Annotated in this window: 18 protein-coding genes; 13 read left to right on the forward strand and 5 right to left on the reverse strand. The window is 70.2% G+C overall.

Going from position 1 to position 17,589, the window contains the following annotated elements:
* Positions 1 to 124 precede the first annotated feature (124 nt).
* From ACH414_RS29120 to ACH414_RS29135, 4 genes are read left to right on the forward strand one after another with little or no spacing between them, the layout of a single operon-like run.
* On the forward strand, positions 125 to 1,024 hold the full coding sequence (locus ACH414_RS29120) for a hypothetical protein (protein WP_093436642.1): 900 nt from the start codon (positions 125 to 127) through the stop codon (positions 1,022 to 1,024).
* Positions 1,025 to 1,077: 53 nt separating this feature from the next.
* Positions 1,078 to 2,202 carry a hypothetical protein gene (locus ACH414_RS29125; RefSeq protein WP_376307668.1) on the forward strand — a complete coding sequence of 375 codons (1,125 nt, stop codon included), beginning with the start codon at positions 1,078 to 1,080 and terminating at the stop codon, positions 2,200 to 2,202.
* A complete protein-coding gene (locus ACH414_RS29130; protein WP_398944028.1) occupies positions 2,199 to 3,710 on the forward strand; it encodes a hypothetical protein in 1,512 nt (503 codons plus the stop codon). Before ACH414_RS29125 ends, ACH414_RS29130 begins: the two co-directional genes overlap by 4 nt.
* A complete protein-coding gene (locus ACH414_RS29135) occupies positions 3,707 to 5,050 on the forward strand; it encodes an AAA family ATPase (protein WP_359386989.1) in 1,344 nt (447 codons plus the stop codon). Before ACH414_RS29130 ends, ACH414_RS29135 begins: the two co-directional genes overlap by 4 nt.
* A 78-nt stretch (positions 5,051 to 5,128) precedes the next feature.
* Here ACH414_RS29135 and ACH414_RS29140 read toward each other — a convergent pair whose 3' ends face one another.
* The 3 genes from ACH414_RS29140 to ACH414_RS29150 all read right to left on the reverse strand — a co-directional run bounded on the left by ACH414_RS29140 (position 5,129) and on the right by ACH414_RS29150 (position 7,084).
* The gene (locus tag ACH414_RS29140) at positions 5,129 to 6,064 is read right to left on the reverse strand and encodes a tyrosine-type recombinase/integrase (RefSeq protein WP_398944031.1); all 936 of its coding nucleotides are present in this window, start codon (positions 6,062 to 6,064) and stop codon (positions 5,129 to 5,131) included.
* Positions 6,065 to 6,277: 213 nt separating this feature from the next.
* On the reverse strand, positions 6,278 to 6,484 hold the full coding sequence (locus ACH414_RS29145; RefSeq protein WP_121827678.1) for a helix-turn-helix domain-containing protein: 207 nt from the start codon (positions 6,482 to 6,484) through the stop codon (positions 6,278 to 6,280).
* Positions 6,485 to 6,799: 315 nt separating this feature from the next.
* The gene (locus ACH414_RS29150; RefSeq protein ID WP_398944032.1) at positions 6,800 to 7,084 is read right to left on the reverse strand and encodes a helix-turn-helix domain-containing protein; all 285 of its coding nucleotides are present in this window, start codon (positions 7,082 to 7,084) and stop codon (positions 6,800 to 6,802) included.
* Between the two features lie 270 nt (positions 7,085 to 7,354).
* Here ACH414_RS29150 and ACH414_RS29155 point away from each other — a divergent pair, with 270 nt between their 5' ends.
* From ACH414_RS29155 to ACH414_RS29190, 8 genes are all read left to right on the forward strand, one after another.
* Positions 7,355 to 8,245, forward strand: coding sequence for a hypothetical protein (locus ACH414_RS29155; protein ID WP_398944129.1), 891 nt, complete (start codon positions 7,355 to 7,357; stop codon positions 8,243 to 8,245).
* Complete coding sequence (locus ACH414_RS29160; RefSeq protein ID WP_398944131.1) at positions 8,242 to 8,943, forward strand: ATP-binding protein; 702 nt, start codon at positions 8,242 to 8,244, stop codon at positions 8,941 to 8,943. The genes ACH414_RS29155 and ACH414_RS29160 overlap by 4 nt, the downstream gene beginning before the upstream one ends.
* Before the next feature lie 107 nt (positions 8,944 to 9,050).
* Positions 9,051 to 9,863, forward strand: a complete 813-nt coding sequence (locus tag ACH414_RS29165) for a DUF2637 domain-containing protein (RefSeq protein ID WP_398944033.1) — start codon at positions 9,051 to 9,053, stop codon at positions 9,861 to 9,863.
* A 63-nt stretch (positions 9,864 to 9,926) separates the two neighbouring features.
* Positions 9,927 to 10,535, forward strand: coding sequence for a plasmid mobilization protein (locus ACH414_RS29170; protein ID WP_398944034.1), 609 nt, complete (start codon positions 9,927 to 9,929; stop codon positions 10,533 to 10,535).
* Complete coding sequence (locus ACH414_RS29175) at positions 10,532 to 12,247, forward strand: relaxase/mobilization nuclease domain-containing protein (RefSeq protein ID WP_398944036.1); 1,716 nt, start codon at positions 10,532 to 10,534, stop codon at positions 12,245 to 12,247. Before ACH414_RS29170 ends, ACH414_RS29175 begins: the two co-directional genes overlap by 4 nt.
* A 103-nt stretch (positions 12,248 to 12,350) precedes the next feature.
* A complete protein-coding gene (locus ACH414_RS29180) occupies positions 12,351 to 12,731 on the forward strand; it encodes a hypothetical protein (protein WP_398944038.1) in 381 nt (126 codons plus the stop codon).
* Positions 12,732 to 12,751: 20 nt separating this feature from the next.
* Positions 12,752 to 13,105, forward strand: a complete 354-nt coding sequence (locus tag ACH414_RS29185; RefSeq protein ID WP_398944039.1) for a hypothetical protein — start codon at positions 12,752 to 12,754, stop codon at positions 13,103 to 13,105.
* 205 nt (positions 13,106 to 13,310) lie between these two features.
* Positions 13,311 to 14,699 carry a hypothetical protein gene (locus ACH414_RS29190; RefSeq protein WP_398944041.1) on the forward strand — a complete coding sequence of 463 codons (1,389 nt, stop codon included), beginning with the start codon at positions 13,311 to 13,313 and terminating at the stop codon, positions 14,697 to 14,699.
* 55 nt (positions 14,700 to 14,754) lie between these two features.
* Here the strand turns inward: ACH414_RS29190 and ACH414_RS29195 are convergent, their stop codons facing one another.
* The gene (locus tag ACH414_RS29195; RefSeq protein ID WP_398944043.1) at positions 14,755 to 15,306 is read right to left on the reverse strand and encodes a flavoprotein; all 552 of its coding nucleotides are present in this window, start codon (positions 15,304 to 15,306) and stop codon (positions 14,755 to 14,757) included.
* 325 nt (positions 15,307 to 15,631) lie between these two features.
* On the opposite strand from ACH414_RS29195, the gene ACH414_RS29200 reads away from it, so the two are divergent.
* Positions 15,632 to 16,561, forward strand: a complete 930-nt coding sequence (locus ACH414_RS29200) for a phosphotransferase (RefSeq protein ID WP_398944133.1) — start codon at positions 15,632 to 15,634, stop codon at positions 16,559 to 16,561.
* Here the strand turns inward: ACH414_RS29200 and ACH414_RS29205 are convergent.
* Entirely contained in the window at positions 16,558 to 17,589 is a 1,032-nt protein-coding gene (locus tag ACH414_RS29205) for a glycosyltransferase (protein ID WP_398944045.1), read from the reverse strand. The two genes, ACH414_RS29200 and ACH414_RS29205, sit on opposite strands and share 4 nt — an antisense overlap.

Below are 17,589 nucleotides of genomic sequence, written 5' to 3' on the forward strand. Positions count from 1 at the left end.
GGCCGAAGCACGGAGTTAGGCCGGCCGTCGTGAACCCCGAGGCCGTGCCGCCGAGCGTAGCGCACAACTTTGGAACTCTTTGGAGAACCTTGGAAATCAAAGGGATCGGCGGTACAGTGCGCCCATGACCGCATCGCTGGAGGAGCTCGAGGAACGCCTGTCGCGCCTGCGCGCCCTCCTGCGAGAGGCTCGACGCGCCCGCGACAACGCGGCCACCGCCCGCATCCGCGCCGAACTGCGCGAGGCGGAGGCCGCGTGGGAGCGAGCCCTCGACGCCGAGGAGGCGGAGGGGGCCGCGCCACCTGCCGCGGCTCCTTCCTCACCCGCCGGGTCCCCGGCACCTGCCACCACCGCCGGGACCGCATCCTCGTTCCGGCTCCAGGCCCACGGGAAGCAGTCCACCCACGGCGCCGTCCCGGTCCGCGAGCAGGTGCACCAGGCACTCACCCTGCTCGGCGCTCCCGCGTCGCCCAAGCTGATCTCATCCGTATACCAGGCCTTCTTCACCGAGCCGCTGGTCGCGACGAAACTCGCCTCCCTCCGCCGGGACGAGGAAAGGTCCTTCACCGCACAGGGCTACGCCCGCCCCTACTACATCTGTGCCGCCCTCACCCACGACCGGCTCACCCCCGCCCGCGGTCTCCTCGCCGTATCCGTCTGGCCCCTGGAGCAGCGCATCGTCGGCCCACTGAGCCCGCGTGCCGACTTCCTTGTCCACGCCATCGGCACCGCCGAGCAGATCCTGCGGCTCGACGTCGCCGGGCACGCGCCCTCCGGCGCAGCCCGCCAACTGTTGCGCCGTTTCGCGCTCAACATCCCCGGCGCGTACGACGACGAGGAAATCGACCCCGAACGCGTGATCTCCGCAGCACGCACGGAGGCCGCAGTGCACCAGGAGGCGGACTACTCCCTGCGTCGCACGACCGCCGACCGCGCACGCGGCCAACTCACAGAAGTACAGCAGCTCTTCGGGGCCCCGCCCCTGCACGATGCCCTGCGCGGTTCAGCCGGCTTCACCATCTGACCGACTACCGGATTCCTCCGGTGCCGCCACAGAATTCCGCGTAAGAAGAGAAGATGCCTCCGCAGCACCCCTCTCCCCCCTCTCCGGGAAGGCTCGCCGTCCTGCGCGGACCGCGGCCCCCGCAGGAGTACACGGCACGCAAGATCACCGCCCTCACGGCCAACCCGGCCTGCTCCCGCCGCGCCGTACTCGACGCAGCGGGCGTGGACAAGGCGTTGCTCGCCCAACGCCTTGGCCATGAGCCGCGTTTCGGCCAGTCCCCCTTCGCGATCCGGCGCGAGCAGAGCTTCGAGGCCCTGGTCAAATGGGGCGGCTACGCGGAGCTCATCCGCCTGCTCCGGGAGCAACTCGACGTCCCCGTCGAGGAAGCCGCGGTAGCCGATCTGACCGAGGTGGGCGGCGACGCTTCGCTCGCGGTGCGGGCGGGCGAGAGTCGGCGGCTTCTGAACCGCCTGGCGGCCGGCGCCGACGAGCGGCTGATTCTGGACCGCCCCGTCCTGACCCTGGAGGTCGCCGGTCAGACCGCCCACGTGATACCGCAAGCCCTCAGCCACCGCACCGGCGGACAGTTCTACGTGGTGGAGATCCGCTCCTTTCCGGCCATCGACGGCCAGGCGAACCCCTCGGCGGTCGCCCAGACCACGAAACAGGCCGCGGTCAGCGTCCTCGCCCTGCGACAGACCTTCACCGAACTCGGCCTCGATCCCAAGGCGATCGCCCACAGGTTCCTTCTCATCTGCCCTAAGGACTTCTCCAACCGGCCCTACGGAAAGCTGATCGACCTCCGCCAGGAACTCGACGCCCTGCGGTTCCAGTTATCGCGTCTGCGCCGGGCCGAAGACCTGGCCCACGCCCTCTCTCCCGACGCGACGCTCGACACCGAACGGCCGAAGGCCGAGATCGACGCCACGATGCGGGAGCTGGACGCAAGCTTCACCCCCGACTGCCTCTCGTTCTGCGAGATGTCCCGCTACTGCCGGGACGAGGCCACTGACTGCGCCTCCCCGGCCCGACTGGGTGGAGTGGTGCGCAACAGTCTTCCCGGCATCGACTCCACCCGGACCGCCCTCCGCCACCTCGACGGCACCAGCGCCCCGGGCCCCGCCGAGGAGGCGGTCATCATCCGGCTGCGGGCCGCCGAACGACTCCGTCGACTGCGTGGAGGTGCGACCGCGTGAGCGTCATCGCCACGGTGGCCGCCCTGCGGGCATCCACGTCGGAATACGCCGAGCGGCTGACGACCGTGCGCCACGAGCATGTGGACGACACCCCGTTCGTCCTCATCCCGCTCACCCTCGCCGGCGAGGCCTGCGCGCCACTCGCAGCTCTCGCCGGGACGGATCCCGACCACCCGGTGCTTCTGACGGTTCGCCGCCCCCACGACCGAACCGAGCGCTTCGGCTTCGTCGAGAGCCTCGCGGACCTCCTCCTGCCCTACTTCGAGGAATGCCGCGCCGCGCCGAAAGAGCCGTACACGGTCGGGCGCGGCAAGGACAAGGAGGAGCGGGAGCGGCCCCTGCGCGCACCCCAGCTCCTCGTCCCGAACGCTGGGGGGATCACGTACGTCCGGCTGCTGGGCCGTCTGACCCGGCTGCGCGCGACAGATGGTCCGCATGCCGTCTCCCCATCCGTACCCCTGCTCGGAAAGTGGCTGACCTGGTTCGCCGACCGGGCCGAGTTCCCGGATTCCGCCCTGCTCCAGGCCATGACGCGGTCCCTCTCTGCCCACTGGGCCACCGGGCAGAGCCCCACCGAGAACGCGAACCTGGCGTCCCTGCTCGGCTGGATCGATCCCCCCGCCGGACGCACCGGGGCCGAGACCGCCCGGGAGCGCGAAGACCCCGCGGCGTGGCCGCCCGCCGGGCCGACGACCGACCCGGTCTTCGACCGCACGCTCGACGAACTGATCACGAAGTACGACGGCGCAACCGGAGAGCGGGCGCGGGACGCCGCCGCTCGCACCATCGACCGCGAGCTGCACGCCCAGATGCTGCCGACCTGGCAGCTGATGTGGCACGGCGTCCGCCTGTTGCGCGAGCTTCCCGCAGGGGACCACGTCGCCGAACGGCGGGCATACGACCGGCGTCTGTTCGGCGAGTACGCGACCTATCTGGACGATGACGGGCGCCCACAGGCCCGCCGCGATCACGCGGTGGGCGCAGCCCGCCGCCTCGCCCGTATGGAGGAGGCTCAGGAGCGGTACGACGCCGAGCGCGCGTATGACGATCCGCTGGTGATGGCGGAGTACGAACTGACGGGCGAGGCGTTCACGGGCGTGGTCACGGCCCGGGAGGAAGAGCGCACCATCCCCGGGGCGCGGCCCGGATCCCCGCTGTGGCGCCCGACGATCACCGTGCACTGCGAAATTCCCGTGTCCATGGCGGCGGGGACGGCGGTCAAGTCCCCGGCAAGACCGAGGCAGAAGGCCGAGATCCTAGACGTCACCCCCGACGGAGCCGGGTCCGCCGTGCTGATCCAGCTGAACGGCGGCTTCGGCAACAAGCGCAAGCCGCCCGCGCCTGAGGGGACCATGGCCGACCTCGGCGAGACGATCACCTTCACGTCGATCGATCCCAAGAACATGCCGTCCTCGCTCCCGGCTGAGGAGGACACCCCCTGGACCCACGGCGGTCCGCCACAACCGTACGAACCCACCGACGAGGACGCGGAAGAGGTCTGGGAATGACAGCCACTCCGGAACCCGACAGCGGCACGTCACCCGGCGCCCTCGCCGACCGGGCGGTCGCCGACGTGCTGTCCGGCCTGGACTCGGCCACCGGACGCGGCATCGTGGTGGACTCTCCACCGGGCGCGGGAAAGTCCACGCTGGTCAAGCGCGCCACCGGCCACCTGACATCGACCGGCCATCAGGTGATGATCGTCGCGCAGACCAACGAACAGGTCGACGACCTGGTCGACAACATCGCCCGGGAATACCCGGACCTCCCCGTCGGCCGCCTCCACAAGAAGGACTTCGTCCTGCCCGAACGGGTGCGCCGGCACGCCAACGTGCGGGGCAGCAACGAGGCACCCGCCCTCCGCGAGCTGCCGGTCGTCGTCTCCACTGCCAAGAAGTGGTCGCACGTCCCCCGCGAGAAGTGCGCGCCATGGCGCTGGGCCATCGTGGACGAGGCCTACCAGATGCGGTCGGACGCGCTGCTGGCGACGGCACCGCTGTTCTCCGAGAAGGACTCACAAGTCCTCTTCGTCGGCGATCCCGGGCAGCTGGACCCCTTCGCCACAGTGGACACCGACCGCTGGCAGGGACTGACCTGGGACCCGCTGCGCAACGCCGTCGACGTGGCGCTGGCGCACAACTCCGACCTGCTGCGACACGAGCTCCCGGTCTCCTGGCGGCTGCCGGAGATGGCAGCCCCTCTCGTGCAGAAGGCGTTCTATCCCTTCTACTCCTTCATCTCCGGCACCAAGGCGGCTGACCGCGTCCTCACCTACGGCACCGCACCTCACCGTGCAACACCGTCGGACGCCGTCCTCGCCTGCGCGGCCGGGTCGGGCTGGGGTCTGCTTGAGCTTCCGCCTCGGCACACCCTCGACGATGACCCCGAGGTGGCCGAAGCCCTGGCAGAAACGGCGGCCCGGTTGCTGGAGCGAGGGGCGCTGGTGAACGGAGAGCCGCTCATCGAGTCCCGCATCGCGATCGGAGCCGCCCGTACGATCCAGGCGGACTCGGTACGGTCGCGACTGGAGAAGCGGGGTCTCACGGACATCACCGTGGACACCGCCAACCGTCTCCAGGGCCGCGAGTTCGACGTCACACTGGTCTGGCACCCGCTCTCCGGCCGTCAGGATGCCTCCGCCTTCCATCTGGAGACGGGTCGCCTGTGCGTCCTGCTCTCCCGCCACCGCTTCGCCTGCATCGTCGTGGCCCGCGCCGGCATCACCGACCTCCTGGACCGGCATCCCCGCAGCAGCCCGGTCTACCTCGACGTACCACCGAAGTTCCCGGACGGGTGGCGGGCGCACCAAGTGGTCATGGACTACCTGGAGAAACAAGCTCGTCCATAGCTGTAGGCCGCCCTTCAGCTCGCCCTGTACGTAGGCGCAGCGCGCATCCGACGCACGCCAGTGGACAGGACGAGTTATTTACGCTGCAAAGGTCAGCGGGACGTCCAAACGCTCCCAAGCTGCCAGCACTGCTTTGTGCGCGTCCGGCTGCAGGTGGGCGTAGCGCTGGGTGGTCTGGAAGCTCTCGTGGCCGAGGAGGTGCTGGACCTCGTAGAGCGAGACTCCCTTCTGGACTAGCCACGAGGCGCAGGTGTGACGCATGGAGTGGGGCGGATAGTGCGGGACGGGGAGCTGCTCCCCGTCGGTGTCGAAGTAATGGGCGTCCTCGATGGCCGGCCACCAGGTCTGGCGGCGCCAGTTGCCGTCGTCGAGCCGACGACCGGCGCGGCCCTTGGTGATGGTGGTGAAGACCAGTGCGTCGCGGTCAAGCGGGTGAATGTGCCGTTCGAGGGCGTCCAGGACGTGCGGTGGGAGCGGGACCTCCCGGCGGCTCCTCGAACTCTTGGGGTACTCCTTGATGCCGCTCTTGGTGTTGACCTCCACCACGAACAGGCGGGAACGGCGCTGGTCAATCCGATGGCAGTGCAGGCCGGCGAGTTCGCCCCAGCGCAGGCCCGTGTAGAAGCCGAGCAGGCACATGGTGCGCCACGGCGCCGGGAGCTCGTCGACGATGCTCTGCGCCTGGTCGAGGGTGAACCATTGCGGGGGCTTGATCGCGATCTGCGGCAGGTCGATGTTCCTGCAGGGGCTGACCGCGATGACATCGTCGTCGACGGCCGCACGCATGATGGACGACAGCAGGTTGTACGCCCTCTTGATCGCCGAGGCGCCGACCCCCTTCTCGACCAGTCCACGGATCCAGCTCTGGACCTCCATGCGGGTGACGGCCCGCATCTCCCAGTCGGCCCAATGGGGCAGCACGTGGTTCTTGATGCTGGAGGCGTCGCCGCGCAGCGTGTGGGGCTCGACGACACGGGCCTGCCACCAGCGGGCGTGCCACTCGTGAAACGCCATTTCGCCGGCTCGGGGGTCCCGCATGCTTCCGCGGGCGAACTGGGTCTCCATCTCGGCGCCCCAGGCACGGGCCTGTGCCTTGAGGGGAAACGACTCGCTGAACCGGTCTCCAGCCCGGTTGCGGACGGTCGCCTGCCATTTGCCGGAGTTCAGCTTCCGGAGGTACGTGGTTCCGTTCCTTCCTGTTTCGCGTACGGAGGGACTTGGTCCTGGTCAGCGGCGGCGCGCGGGCGCGGAAACCGCCCGGCTGTTGATGAAGTCGTCCAGGCTCGCGGCGGGGACGCGAACGCGAGAGCGAGCCGGTCCTGTGCGCAGGTCGACGACGGGCAGCTCGCCGGCGGCGATGAAGCGGTAGACCGTTCGTCGGTCGACGTCCAGGGCTGCGGCGACGGCAGGTATGGACAGCAGGCGCGGGGCCATAGGCGGTTCCTTTGCGGGAGAAATAGCGACAAGAATTGAGAGATCTACCTGGGCCGGGAAGCAACAAGCCCAGCCGATGCTGCGAGACCGCCGAATAGGGCTTCTACGTACGGCCGAGATCTCCGAGCGGATCAGAAGAGGAAGCGAGCAGGGCTACGTGTGCGCGGCGGGGAACCTGAAATCGGCACGTAGGCGAATCAAGCAAGGCGTCCTCCGGGAATGTGGGCAGGCTTCTGGCAGGGACCGACACGACGGGCGTTCCGGGACGCACAATGATCCGGAGAATCCCCGGTTTCCCTAACCGGGGATCGTCGGCTATATTTCGCCCGCCGCGGCCGCCCCCGGGGGCGCGAGGGGGTCGGCGAGGAGAGTCTGCGGCGCAATTCCGAGGGCTGCGGCGATGGCGACGAGGTCGTCGATGTCGCAGCGGCGGACGGTGCGTTCGATGCGGGAGAGCGCGGTGAAGGTCATGGGCTGGCCGAGCGCGGTGACGCGGGCGGCGAGCTGGCGCTGGGAGTAGCCGCGGGCGGTGCGGGTGCGTTCGATGACGTGGGCGGCGGCGTGTCCGGCGGGTCCGATGGCGAGGGGGCGTGGCGGCATGGGTGGTGTTGTAGCTTGCCCGTCAACCGGTCTGGAAGGGCATTCCCGTCTGCCGTGAGCGATGCGGACCGCGTAGCAATTTCCGGCGGCGATTTCGCCAACCGGGAATCCGGCCCTAAAGTGACCGGACCTGTCGGCGCGTCGTGTCGGTGGGTTTTTCAGAATTCCTGTGGAAAGTCTGGACTTCTGCGCACTGGGTGTGGCTGTGTTGGCCACGCACCCCGGCGAAGCCGGATTCCCCCACCCCCTCCTGAAAGGCGGTCGATCGCCATCGCCCGTATCCGCACCATCAAGCCCGAGGCGTTCTCGTCCGAGTCCCTCGCGGCGGTGTCGCTGTCCGCCGAGCGCACCTTCTTCGGGCTGCTCACCCAGGCCGACGACCAGGGCCGGTTCCGCGACCAGGCCGCGGTCATCGCCGGCCACCTGTGGTCGCTGCGCCGCGAGCACGGCCCGGAGGCGGTCGAGGACGACCTCATCCAGCTCGACAATGCCGGGCTGATCTGCCGTTACGAGGGCGGGGATGGCAAGCGGTACCTGCACATCGTCACCTTCGCCAAGCACCAGAAGATCAACCGGCCCAGCGGCGTCCGGACTCCCCCATGCCCGCACCACGACTCCGGGATTCCGCGTGAGCCCTCATCGCAGGCACGGGGAGCCCTCGCGGAGACCTCCGCGAATCGTCCGGGAGGACTCACGGAGCCCTCCGTGAACGGCGAATCCGCAGGTCAAAGCCGATTTCGTGAGCGCTCACCGCAGCCGCACGAAGGGCTCACCGAGCCCTCCGTGAGCCCTCACCGTCCGGATCTAGGACCTAGGAACAGGGATCTAGGATCTACCCCGTTGGGGGGCGCCAGCGCCCCCGCACCCCAATCGGTCTCGGCGAAGGACCTGATCGGCGAGTACGCCGCCGCGTGCCCCCACCGCCCGCCGCAGGACGTGCTCGGCCACCTCGGCCGCGAGGTGAAGAAGCTCCTCGCCGAGGGCATCTCCCCGGACCACATCCGCGCCGGCCTCGACCGCCACCGCGCCAAGGGCCTGCACCCGAGCACCCTGCCCAGCCTCGTGCACGAGGCCATGAACGCCACCCCCGCCCTCGCCGCTGCCCACCGGCCGTGGACCAACCCCGCCGACACCGCCGCCGCCTACGGAGGCGACCTCTGACCACCACCGCCCTCACCCGCGCTCCGCAGCAGCCCGCCCGGATCTCCAGCCGACTCGGCGACATCCTGGCCCGGCGCGGCATCGCACCCGACACCACCGCCCAAGAACCGGTGGCTGAGCCGATCACCGGGCTGGAACTGGCCGCGGCGCGTATCCCCGCCCGTTACCGGCACGCCCTCGCGGACCACCCCCAGGTCACCGCCTGGGCGGACGCGATCGCCCGCGCCGGACGCCCCGGCCCCGCTGGTACACGGGGCATCGCAGAGGGCCCCTCGCTGCGCATCGTCGGCCCCACCGGCACCGGAAAGACCCACCAGGCGTACGGGGCAATCCGCAGCCTGCTGACGGCCGGGGTCCGCCTGCGCTGGGAAGCCGTCACCGCCGCCGACCTGTACGCCCGGCTGCGCCCGCGCCCCGGGTTCGACAGCGAGCGTGACCTGCAGAGCCTGATGCGCTGCCCGCTGCTGCTCCTGGACGACCTCGGCGCGGCGAAGACCAGCGAGTGGACCGAGGAGCTCACCTACCGGCTGATCAACCACCGGTACGAGCACCTGCGCCCCACCCTGATCACCAGCAACCTCACCACCGACGTCCTGCGCGCGGCCCTCGGCGACCGCGTCGCCTCCCGCCTGGCCCAGATGACCGAACGCGTCACCCTCGAAGGCGAGGACCGCCGCCGTCAGAAGCCCGTCGTCTAGCCCGACGGCACCCATCCCGCCCTTCGCACCACACCCGGAGATTCCTGCTCTTGCCCTCCCCTGCCCCGATACGCTCTGCCTTCGAACGGCAAGGCCGTCCCCTCCTCATGGGGATCACCCTGATCGCCGCCGTCGGCTTCGTCCTCTCCTACGACGCCCTACGGCAGATGGCCGTCGCCGCCCACATCAGTGGACCGCTGACCTACCTCTTCCCCCTCGTCATCGACGGCTTCATCGCGCTGGGCGTCACCGCCCTGCTCATCCTGCGCACCGCCCCTCTCCGCTCCCGCCTGTACGTGTGGACGCTCGTCACCCTGGCGACCGGCGCCAGCATCTGGGCCAACGCCCTGCACGCCATCCGCCTCAACGAACAGGCCCGCCTCCACCTCAACAACGCCACCGTCGGCGCCCTGTCCGCCATCGCCCCACTCGCCCTCGCCGGCGCCGTCCACCTCTACCTCGTCATCAACCGCCATCTCACCGCCAACAAGTCGATGGCGGCCGGACCGCCAACCGTCAAGGCACCCAGTGGCGGACCACCACCGCCCGCCGCCGAGACCACCGCCACCGCCACACCCGCCAAACAGCGCTTGGCGCAGCCGACCGCCACGCCAGAGCCGAAGCCGCCCGCCGCACCGACTTCCCCCGCCACGACCGCCACGGCGCCGCCTCCCGCCACCGCCACACCACCGAGGAAGGCAACCCCAAAACCTGGCGGACGCAAGACCAGCGCCCCTGACGCATACCTCCTGGAGCTCGCCCACCAGATGCGCAACGAGACCGGCACCGTCCGCCGGACCGACCTGGAGCGCACAGCCCGCGCCCAGGGCTACACCGTCGACAGGGCCCGGGCCCAGAAGGCCGCCGACACCGTCCTGGACGAAGCGGCCATCGCCAAGAATCTGGCGGCCACCGCCTGACGTCCCCGTCACCCCAGGCCCACACGGGCGCCCCTCCAGCACTCGCTCCGAAGGAACACTCCGATGCACGACAGCCACACCGAGGCCCTCACCAACCAGCCGCTGGTGCCCACCGACCCTGCCCCGGGCGGAGCAAGTTGGAGGTTCGGACACTCCCCCGTCGGGGGTGCGTCCGAACCCGTGCCCGCCCCGGGGGTGGCGGGCACCCTCCCGCGCCAGGGGGCGCGGGAGGGAGGCGCTGCGGCCGAGGGCGGACCGCAGCCGGTGCGGCGTCGCCGGGGCAAGTCCCGCGTACGCGCTCGTACGCAGCGCCGCGCGCACAGCGTCCGCCTCAGCGATGCCGAGCACGCGACCGTTGCCGCCGGCGCCGAAGCGGTCGGCATGAGCGTCGCCGGCTTCCTCGCCCACAGCGGACTCGCCGCCGCCCGCGACCTCGACCGCACCGCAGCCGCCATCGCCACCCGCCAGGACGCTCTGACAGCCCTCTTCGCACTCCGGCGCCAGCTCGGGCACGCGAACAACAACCTCAACCAGGCCGCCCACGCACTCAACAGCGGCGCCTACCCCGGCGGTCTGGAGGACACCATTGCCGCCGTCCGCCATGCCGTCGACGAGGTCCGCCACGTCTCCGCCCGCCTCACCGACCCGAACTCCGAAGGCACCGCCGCTTGATACCCCGCATCCACAAGCAGGGCCGCAACACCGCCCGCCTGCTCGCCTACCTCTACGGCCCCGGCCGCCGCGAGGAACACACCGCCCCCCACCTCGTCGCCTCCTTCGACGGCCTCGCCCCCGACCCCGGCCGCGACCGGAGCACCACCCTCGTCGACCTCGCCCAGCTCCTGGACGAGCCCCTGCACCTCCTCGATGAAGACGCCCGCCCCACCACCCACGTATGGCACACCTCCGTCCGCGCCGCCCCTGGCGACCGCACTCTCACCGACGCCGAATGGGCGGACGTCGCCCGCCGCGTTATCGCCGCCACCGGGATCGACCCCGGCGACGGCGCGGGCTGCCGCTGGGCAGCCGTCCGCCATGCCGACGACCACATCCACCTCATCGCCACGCTCGTCCGCGAAGACGGCCGCCGCCCCGACCACCACCGCTCCGCCAAGCGCGCCCAGACCGAATGCCGCCAGATCGAAGTCGACTACGGCCTCCACCGCGTGGCGGCGGGGGACGGTACCGCCGCCACGCGGCCCACCAGCGCCGAACGCCACAAAGCCGCCCACCTCGGCCGACAGCGCACCCCACGCGAGGAGCTGCGCGAGGAAGTCCGCCGCTCGGTGGCCGGCGCAGCCAGTGAGGAGGAGTTCTTCGACCGCCTCGCCTCGGCCGGTCTGCTCGTCCGGCGGCGCATCGCACCCTCGGGCGACACCCTCGGCTACACCGTCGCCCTCCCTGATGACCGCAACGGCAAGGGCGAGCCGGTCTTCTACTCCGGTTCCAAGCTCGCCCCAGACCTCTCGCTGCCCCGGATCCGTGAACGCTGGACCACATCCGCGGAAGCCCTCTCCTCGGAGCCCTCCCAGCCGTGGGTGACCGGGCCCGCGTCCGCACGCCGACGTGCCACCACGGCCGCCTGGCAGGCCCTGCTCGTCATCGACCACGGCGACGACGGTGTCATCGCCGCGCAGATCGCCGCCGCAGGGGAGGTCCTGGACGCCCTCGCCAAAACCTCTGCCGTCCACACCCGCCACGAACTCCAAGCCGCAGCAGCCGCCTTCGAACGCGCCTCCCGCTCCCACGTCCGCGCTGCACGCGGCCACGATCACGCCTTGCGCCGAGCCGCCCGCGACCTCGTGCACAGCGGCCCGGCCCTCGGCCGGGGCGAGGACGGCGCCACCACCGCAATGGTCATCGACATGCTGCTCTTCCTGACCACCGCTGCCGCCCACTGGCACGCCAGGAAGCAGCACTTCCAACAGGCCGAAGCCGCCCAGCGGGCCGCCGCGCACCTCCGCGCCGCCTATCCCGCCGCTGCCGACCTCCCCATGGCCTTCCTCCACCAGCGGGGCAGCCGTCTGACCCCTGCCTGGCAACGCCATCACGCCGCCACCCTGCGCCAAGCCCTGCCGGAGTTGGCCGACCAGGTCCTCGCCGAACGCGGATGGCCCGCCCTCGCAGCCACCCTCGACGAAGCCCGGACCACCGGCCACAACCCCACCGCTCTGCTGGTGCAGGCAGCCGCTCGGAGGGAGCTGGACGCGGCGGAGCGCATGAGTGACGTGCTCGTGTGGCGGCTACGACGGATGGCCGACCTCCCCGCCGATCCCCAGAACTCCCGCAGCACGCATGGACGAGGCAGCGCTGCCGCCTCCTCGCAGCAACGTGCGGCACACCTCGACGCCAGGACCTCGAACAACACCCGAAGGCAGCGCTGACCCGCGAAACGAGGCGGAAAGATAGCCCAGAATCGCCGGTTAGCCTAACCGGCGATTCTCCCAACAATTGACCTTCCGACCAACCCCCCGGAAGGAATCCCGCATGCCCCCGTCCGAAGCGCGCCCCGAGATCGTCGCCCTGCTCTGCGACGCGAACTTCCAGCACTTCCGCGAAACCGGCTCCTGGTCCCATCGAAACGGCTGCCCCTTCACCCAGGAGGAACGAGAAGCGGTCTTCAAGGCCACCCGTGCCGACCTCGAAGAGCTGAAGTCCCAGCACTCGCGCTACCTGGAGTACCTCCAGACGCACGAGGAAGCACCCGAAGCCATCCAGCGTTTCCTCGCCCCGTTCATGGAACAGCTCGACGAGAAGAACCTCGGCAACGCCCACGCCCTCATGACGGAGGACGAACGAGCCGAGTTCGACCGCCTGCTCAAGCTCATGATCGAACCCGCTCTCCCCTTCACCCCGTACACCTTCTGACCAGTCACAAGGAAACCTCCATGCCCACCCCTTCCCCCGCACCCCGCCCCCACGTCATGGCCCTGCTGTTCGACACGGACTTCGACCGACCGTGGGGCACCCGCACCTTCCGTCATTTCGACGGCCGCCCCTTCACCGACGAAGAGCAGGCAATCGCCGATGACGCGAATCTCGAAGAATTCCAGGCCGCCGGCGTTCGTATCCACGACCCCGAAGCAGGAACCGAAGCCAAAGCAGCCGTCACCGAACTCGCCAAGCTGATCTATTCCTACGCCTTGGACCATCACAAGACCCTCGTCCAGTTTATGACCCACGAGGACATGATCGAATACGACCGCCTGTGCGGCATCGTCGCCGCAGGCTCCGATTCATGACCTGAGAGAGATAGCAGGAACGGGCCAGATCCTCCATGCAAACAACCAGCCGATGGCGGGGGCCTTCCCTGCCACCGGCTGCACACCGTCCGCCGCCGTGCCGAAGTCCAGACCACGCGCCCCTGCGCACTTGCGTGCGCCGCTCCTCCCTTCCGTACGGTCCAGCTGATGGGGAACCGCCCTCGCACACCGTGAAGGAGAGCTGTTGAAGCCGACCGAGGAAGTGCTCCAGGACCTGACCCAGCCGTCGAATATCTCCGTCCACTCCGACAACGCACTCGTCGGCAAGGTGGAAGCCGCCATCACGGCGGACGACAAGAAACGGAAGGAGAACGAGGACGAGCCGCTCCGTCGGAAGCCCGCCCTCGTCCCGATCCCGTCGACGGAGCTGCCCCGGCAGTTCGAAGTGACCCTCTGGGACGTCCTCCACACCCTCGCCCGGGCCACCGCCCTCTCGTGGCGTGGTGCGGGCCGGGGTCTGGCGGAGCACTGGGGCGCGCTGAAATATACCCAGGCCCTGGCCGGCGGCAGGGACTCCTTCCTCGGTCTCACTGACGAGGGCCACCGCATCGCGGACCACTACAAGTCGCTGCAGTCCGGCGAGCTCGGCATCGGCTTCGCGCTGACCCTCGCGGGGCACGTGCTGCGCAGCCGTTTCCCCGACCATTCGGTGACGATCGTCCCCGCCGACACGGTGTTACGCGCGGGCTGGGCCCTCACGAGCAGGGACAAGGGCGAGAAGGTGAAGTACCGCTACCGCCCGCAGTACTTCGCCGAGGTCTGGCGTCCTGGCGAGCCGTCTCTCGTCATCCCCCTCGCCTGCAAGGGCAACCACGGCGACGCCGCCACCTCCGCCGACCAGCTGGCCTCCGCCTCCGCCCACGCCGAAGCGGTCCACATCGGCGCGTGGAACGAGACCCCCGGCCTGCTGTTCAGCACGCAGCTCCCGACGGACGGCGGCACGATGACCGTCCACGCCCTCCAGGCACCCGGCAGCGGTGGACAGCTGTCCCCCGCGGAAGGTCGTGAGCCGAACCTGAACGCCCCGCCGTTCCAGGCGAACGTGATGCCGGACATCCACCCGCCGACCACGGGGCTGGTGGCACCGGAGCCCGTACGGGGCTGCCACGTGCAACCGAACGACTACGCCTGGTTCCAGGAGTCCCTGGCCCACACCACCGCGGCGGGCCTCATGGCCTTCACCGGCTCCGGCCACGCCACCGCCCGCCACCTCACCGACCGGCAGGGCCGCAAACGCTTCACCGGCCTCGAACACGCAGCCGGCATGAGCGTCCAGGACGCCGCCCACGTCCTCTTCGGCACCGCGTACGTCGGCACCGACCACGTCTTCCGCCTCAACGGCCCCCGCGTCGAGGCGTTCTCCGGTGTGGACGAGGAAATCTTCCGACTCCTCGCCAGGGGCGACGTTGAGGAGTACCGGGCCCTCGTCCACGCCGGCCGCCACGCCCGCCCCCACCTCAGCTACGACAAGGACTGGGGAGGCCCGGTCTCCGTCCACGCCGACGGCTCGGTCCTCGCCCTGCGACTGCTGATGGGGCAGGACGAGGAGCCGCGTCCGGGCTCCGCCCACTGACGAAAGATCCGCCCGGTCCTCCGTCCGACGACAGGCACGCGGGTCTCGATCCGGATCACCGTCCGAAGAGACCTGCGCCCCTGCCGTCCAGGAGCTCTAGCGCCTCCTCCCACCGGAAGCGGTCCGCTCCCCCACCCGCCTTCGGCCGGTGCGGCTCGTACGACCCGACCAGCACGCCCATCTCCCGCAGCTGGTCCAGGCTCCGACCGTACGCCGGATGCGCGGCCATGGCCGCGTTCACGTACGGCAGGACGACCGTCGGGATACCCATCCCGTACGCCTCGCACAGGATGCCCAGCGCAAGGGTGTCGGCGATGCCGGCGGCCCACTTGTTGATCGTGTTGAACGTGGCAGGCGCGACGGCGATGGCGTCGGCGGGCGGGAGGGGGCGCGGGTCGCCGGGACTCCGCCACGCCGAGCGGATCGGGTAGCCGGTCTGGGTCTCGATCGCCTTGGTGTCGAGGAAGCCGAGGCCCTGGGGTGTGGCTACGACGCCGACGCCCCAACCCTGCTCCTGCGCGGCGGTGATCAGCCGGTGCGCGTCGCCCGCGATGCCGGCGGCGCAGACGACGACATACAGGAACGGCTTCTTCGGCCGGTCTTTCATGGCTTTGCCCCTCGTTGACGCGCTCCCCCGCAGTCACGATTCAGACCCTAGCCGTCGGCATCCGCGGACGGGGCCGGGCTGGAGAAGCCGCCTGCCACCTGCACGAAGGACACGGTGTCTGAGTACAAGCGCCAGCCGGACCACTGATGCCGGTGCCGCGCGGTGATCCTTGTGCGCCCGGGTGCCCGGCTCACGTATCGTCGCCAAGGTGACCAACGCGCATGTGGCGAGCAGGCACCGCATTCCCTCCGATGATCTTGCGGAACTGATCAAGGAGTTCGGCCTCGGGGACGTCGTCGACTGGCGTCATCTGGCTGACGGCCTCATGAACGTGAACTGGCAGTTGGCCACGCCGCGAGGGACCTTCGCTCTCAAGCGGGTCACGGATGTGCCACTCGACAAATTGCGCCGCAATCTTGCCGTGTTGCCGACCCTGGCTGAGGCCGGCATTCCGGTGATCGTCCCTGTGGTGTGCTCGTCGGGTGGGGTCGTGGTCGAGGTCGGTGGGAGCGGGTACTGCCTGTTCCCCTGGGCACGAGGAGCGCACGTTCATGGCGTGGACCTCCCCCACGCGCAGGTGCAGCGGCTCGGCGCCGTCCTCGCCAAGCTCCACCTGGCGCTCGGGGACGCCGCCGAAGCCGGGGTCCTCTCCGCTGTTCCCGTCAACCTCACCGCGGACGTCGTCACTCCGGAACAGGCGTCGGAGAAGGCCGACCGGCTCGCCGCTGCTGCGCGGGCCCACGGTTCGGGCGACACCTTCGACGGGGCAGCGCTCGACGCCCTCGCCAAACGTCGGGTGCTGCTCGCCGAGTACGCGGCCCTGCGCCCGGAGGGAGACGTTCCCGCAGGGCCGTACGGCTGGACGCACGGCGATTTCCAGTACCGGAACCTCCTCTGGGCCGACGGCGAGCTGACGGCTGTCCTGGACTGGGACCGGCTGGGCGTCCGCCCGTACGCCGAGGAGGTCGTCCGTACGGCACAGGTGCAGTTCGGGGTGGAGGGCGTCTTCGACCTGGAGCGGGTGGCGGCCTTCGTGAGCGGCTACCGGTCGGTGGTCCCGTTGGAGCCGGCCGCGCTGCTCGACGGCGCACGCCGTCTGTGGTGGAAGCGAATGACGGACTTCTGGCAGCTCGAATTCCATTACGACCGGGGCGACCACTCCTGCGACGACCTGTTCATCGCCGACGAGGCGCTCCTCCACTGGTGGACGGAGCGGCTCGACGAGGTGGAGCGGGCGTTCGGCGGCGCTCTCTAGATCCCCAGTTCCCGGAGCTCTGGGAGGCACGGGCGGGTGAAACGTGCCGCTCTGGCCCGTGCCCGCTCCCCCAGCGCTTCGCAGTCCACGTCGCGGATCACTCGCGCCCACGCCTCGGGGCCGGCGGTGGCGGGCAGGACGATTCCGGCGTCGCCGATGGCTTCAGGGATCCCGCCCCGGTTCGTACCGATGGTCGGGACGCCGTGGAGGGCGGCCTCGACGATCACGCGGGGGAAGGCGTCTTCCACGGTGGACGGGACCAGCAGCAGGCGGTGTCTGCGGTACAGCGGCTCCATGTCGTAGACACGGGGCACGTATGTGACGTTCGGATAGGCCGCGAAGTCGGCAGACGTGTTCCACCAACCCTCGACCAGGGTGAAGGGCTGCTCCGGCATGAGGCGGATGAGCTGGTGCAGCAGCTCGGCGCCCTTGGCTGGAATGGGGTTGACCATCAGTACGGCCGGGGTGCGCTCCGTGTCCGTAGCCGGTCGTGGGCGGGCGAACGGCGGATACACCACGTCGATGCGGGTGCCGGGCGTGCGGGGTGCCCGGTCGCGGACGAACTTCGACACGGCCAGCCCGTAGTGGGGGCGGCCGGCGAGCACGCCCAGGCCGGTGGCGGAGACGGAGTGGAGCAGGCCGGCGACGAGGGTGGTCGGCTTCGCCAGTTCGGCCAGCTTCGCTGATCCTTCCTGGGCGGTGAACACGACATCGGGGCGGATCTCCCCCAGGAGGCTGCCCAGTGCGTGCTCCACGTTGTTCTGTGTGAACGCCGTGCACTCGACCCCGTTCCACCGGTAGCGCAGGGTGTCGTCCGCTTCGTCGTACGGGACGCGATGCCTCTCGAGATGGGCGCGCATGTCGGTGAGCTGGGTGGCTCCGTCCCACGGCGCCTCGTGTGAGCCGAGGTAGGTGACGCGCCAGCCGACGGCGGCAAGTTCTTCGGCGAGGAGCTGCTGGGTGACCTCGGCGCCGCCGATGAGGAAGGGGGGCGGGGTGCGGCGCCAGGCGAAGAGGGCGGTGGGCAC

This window comes from Streptomyces sp. NPDC020422, assembly GCF_044386705.1.
Lineage (GTDB): Bacteria > Actinomycetota > Actinomycetes > Streptomycetales > Streptomycetaceae > Streptomyces.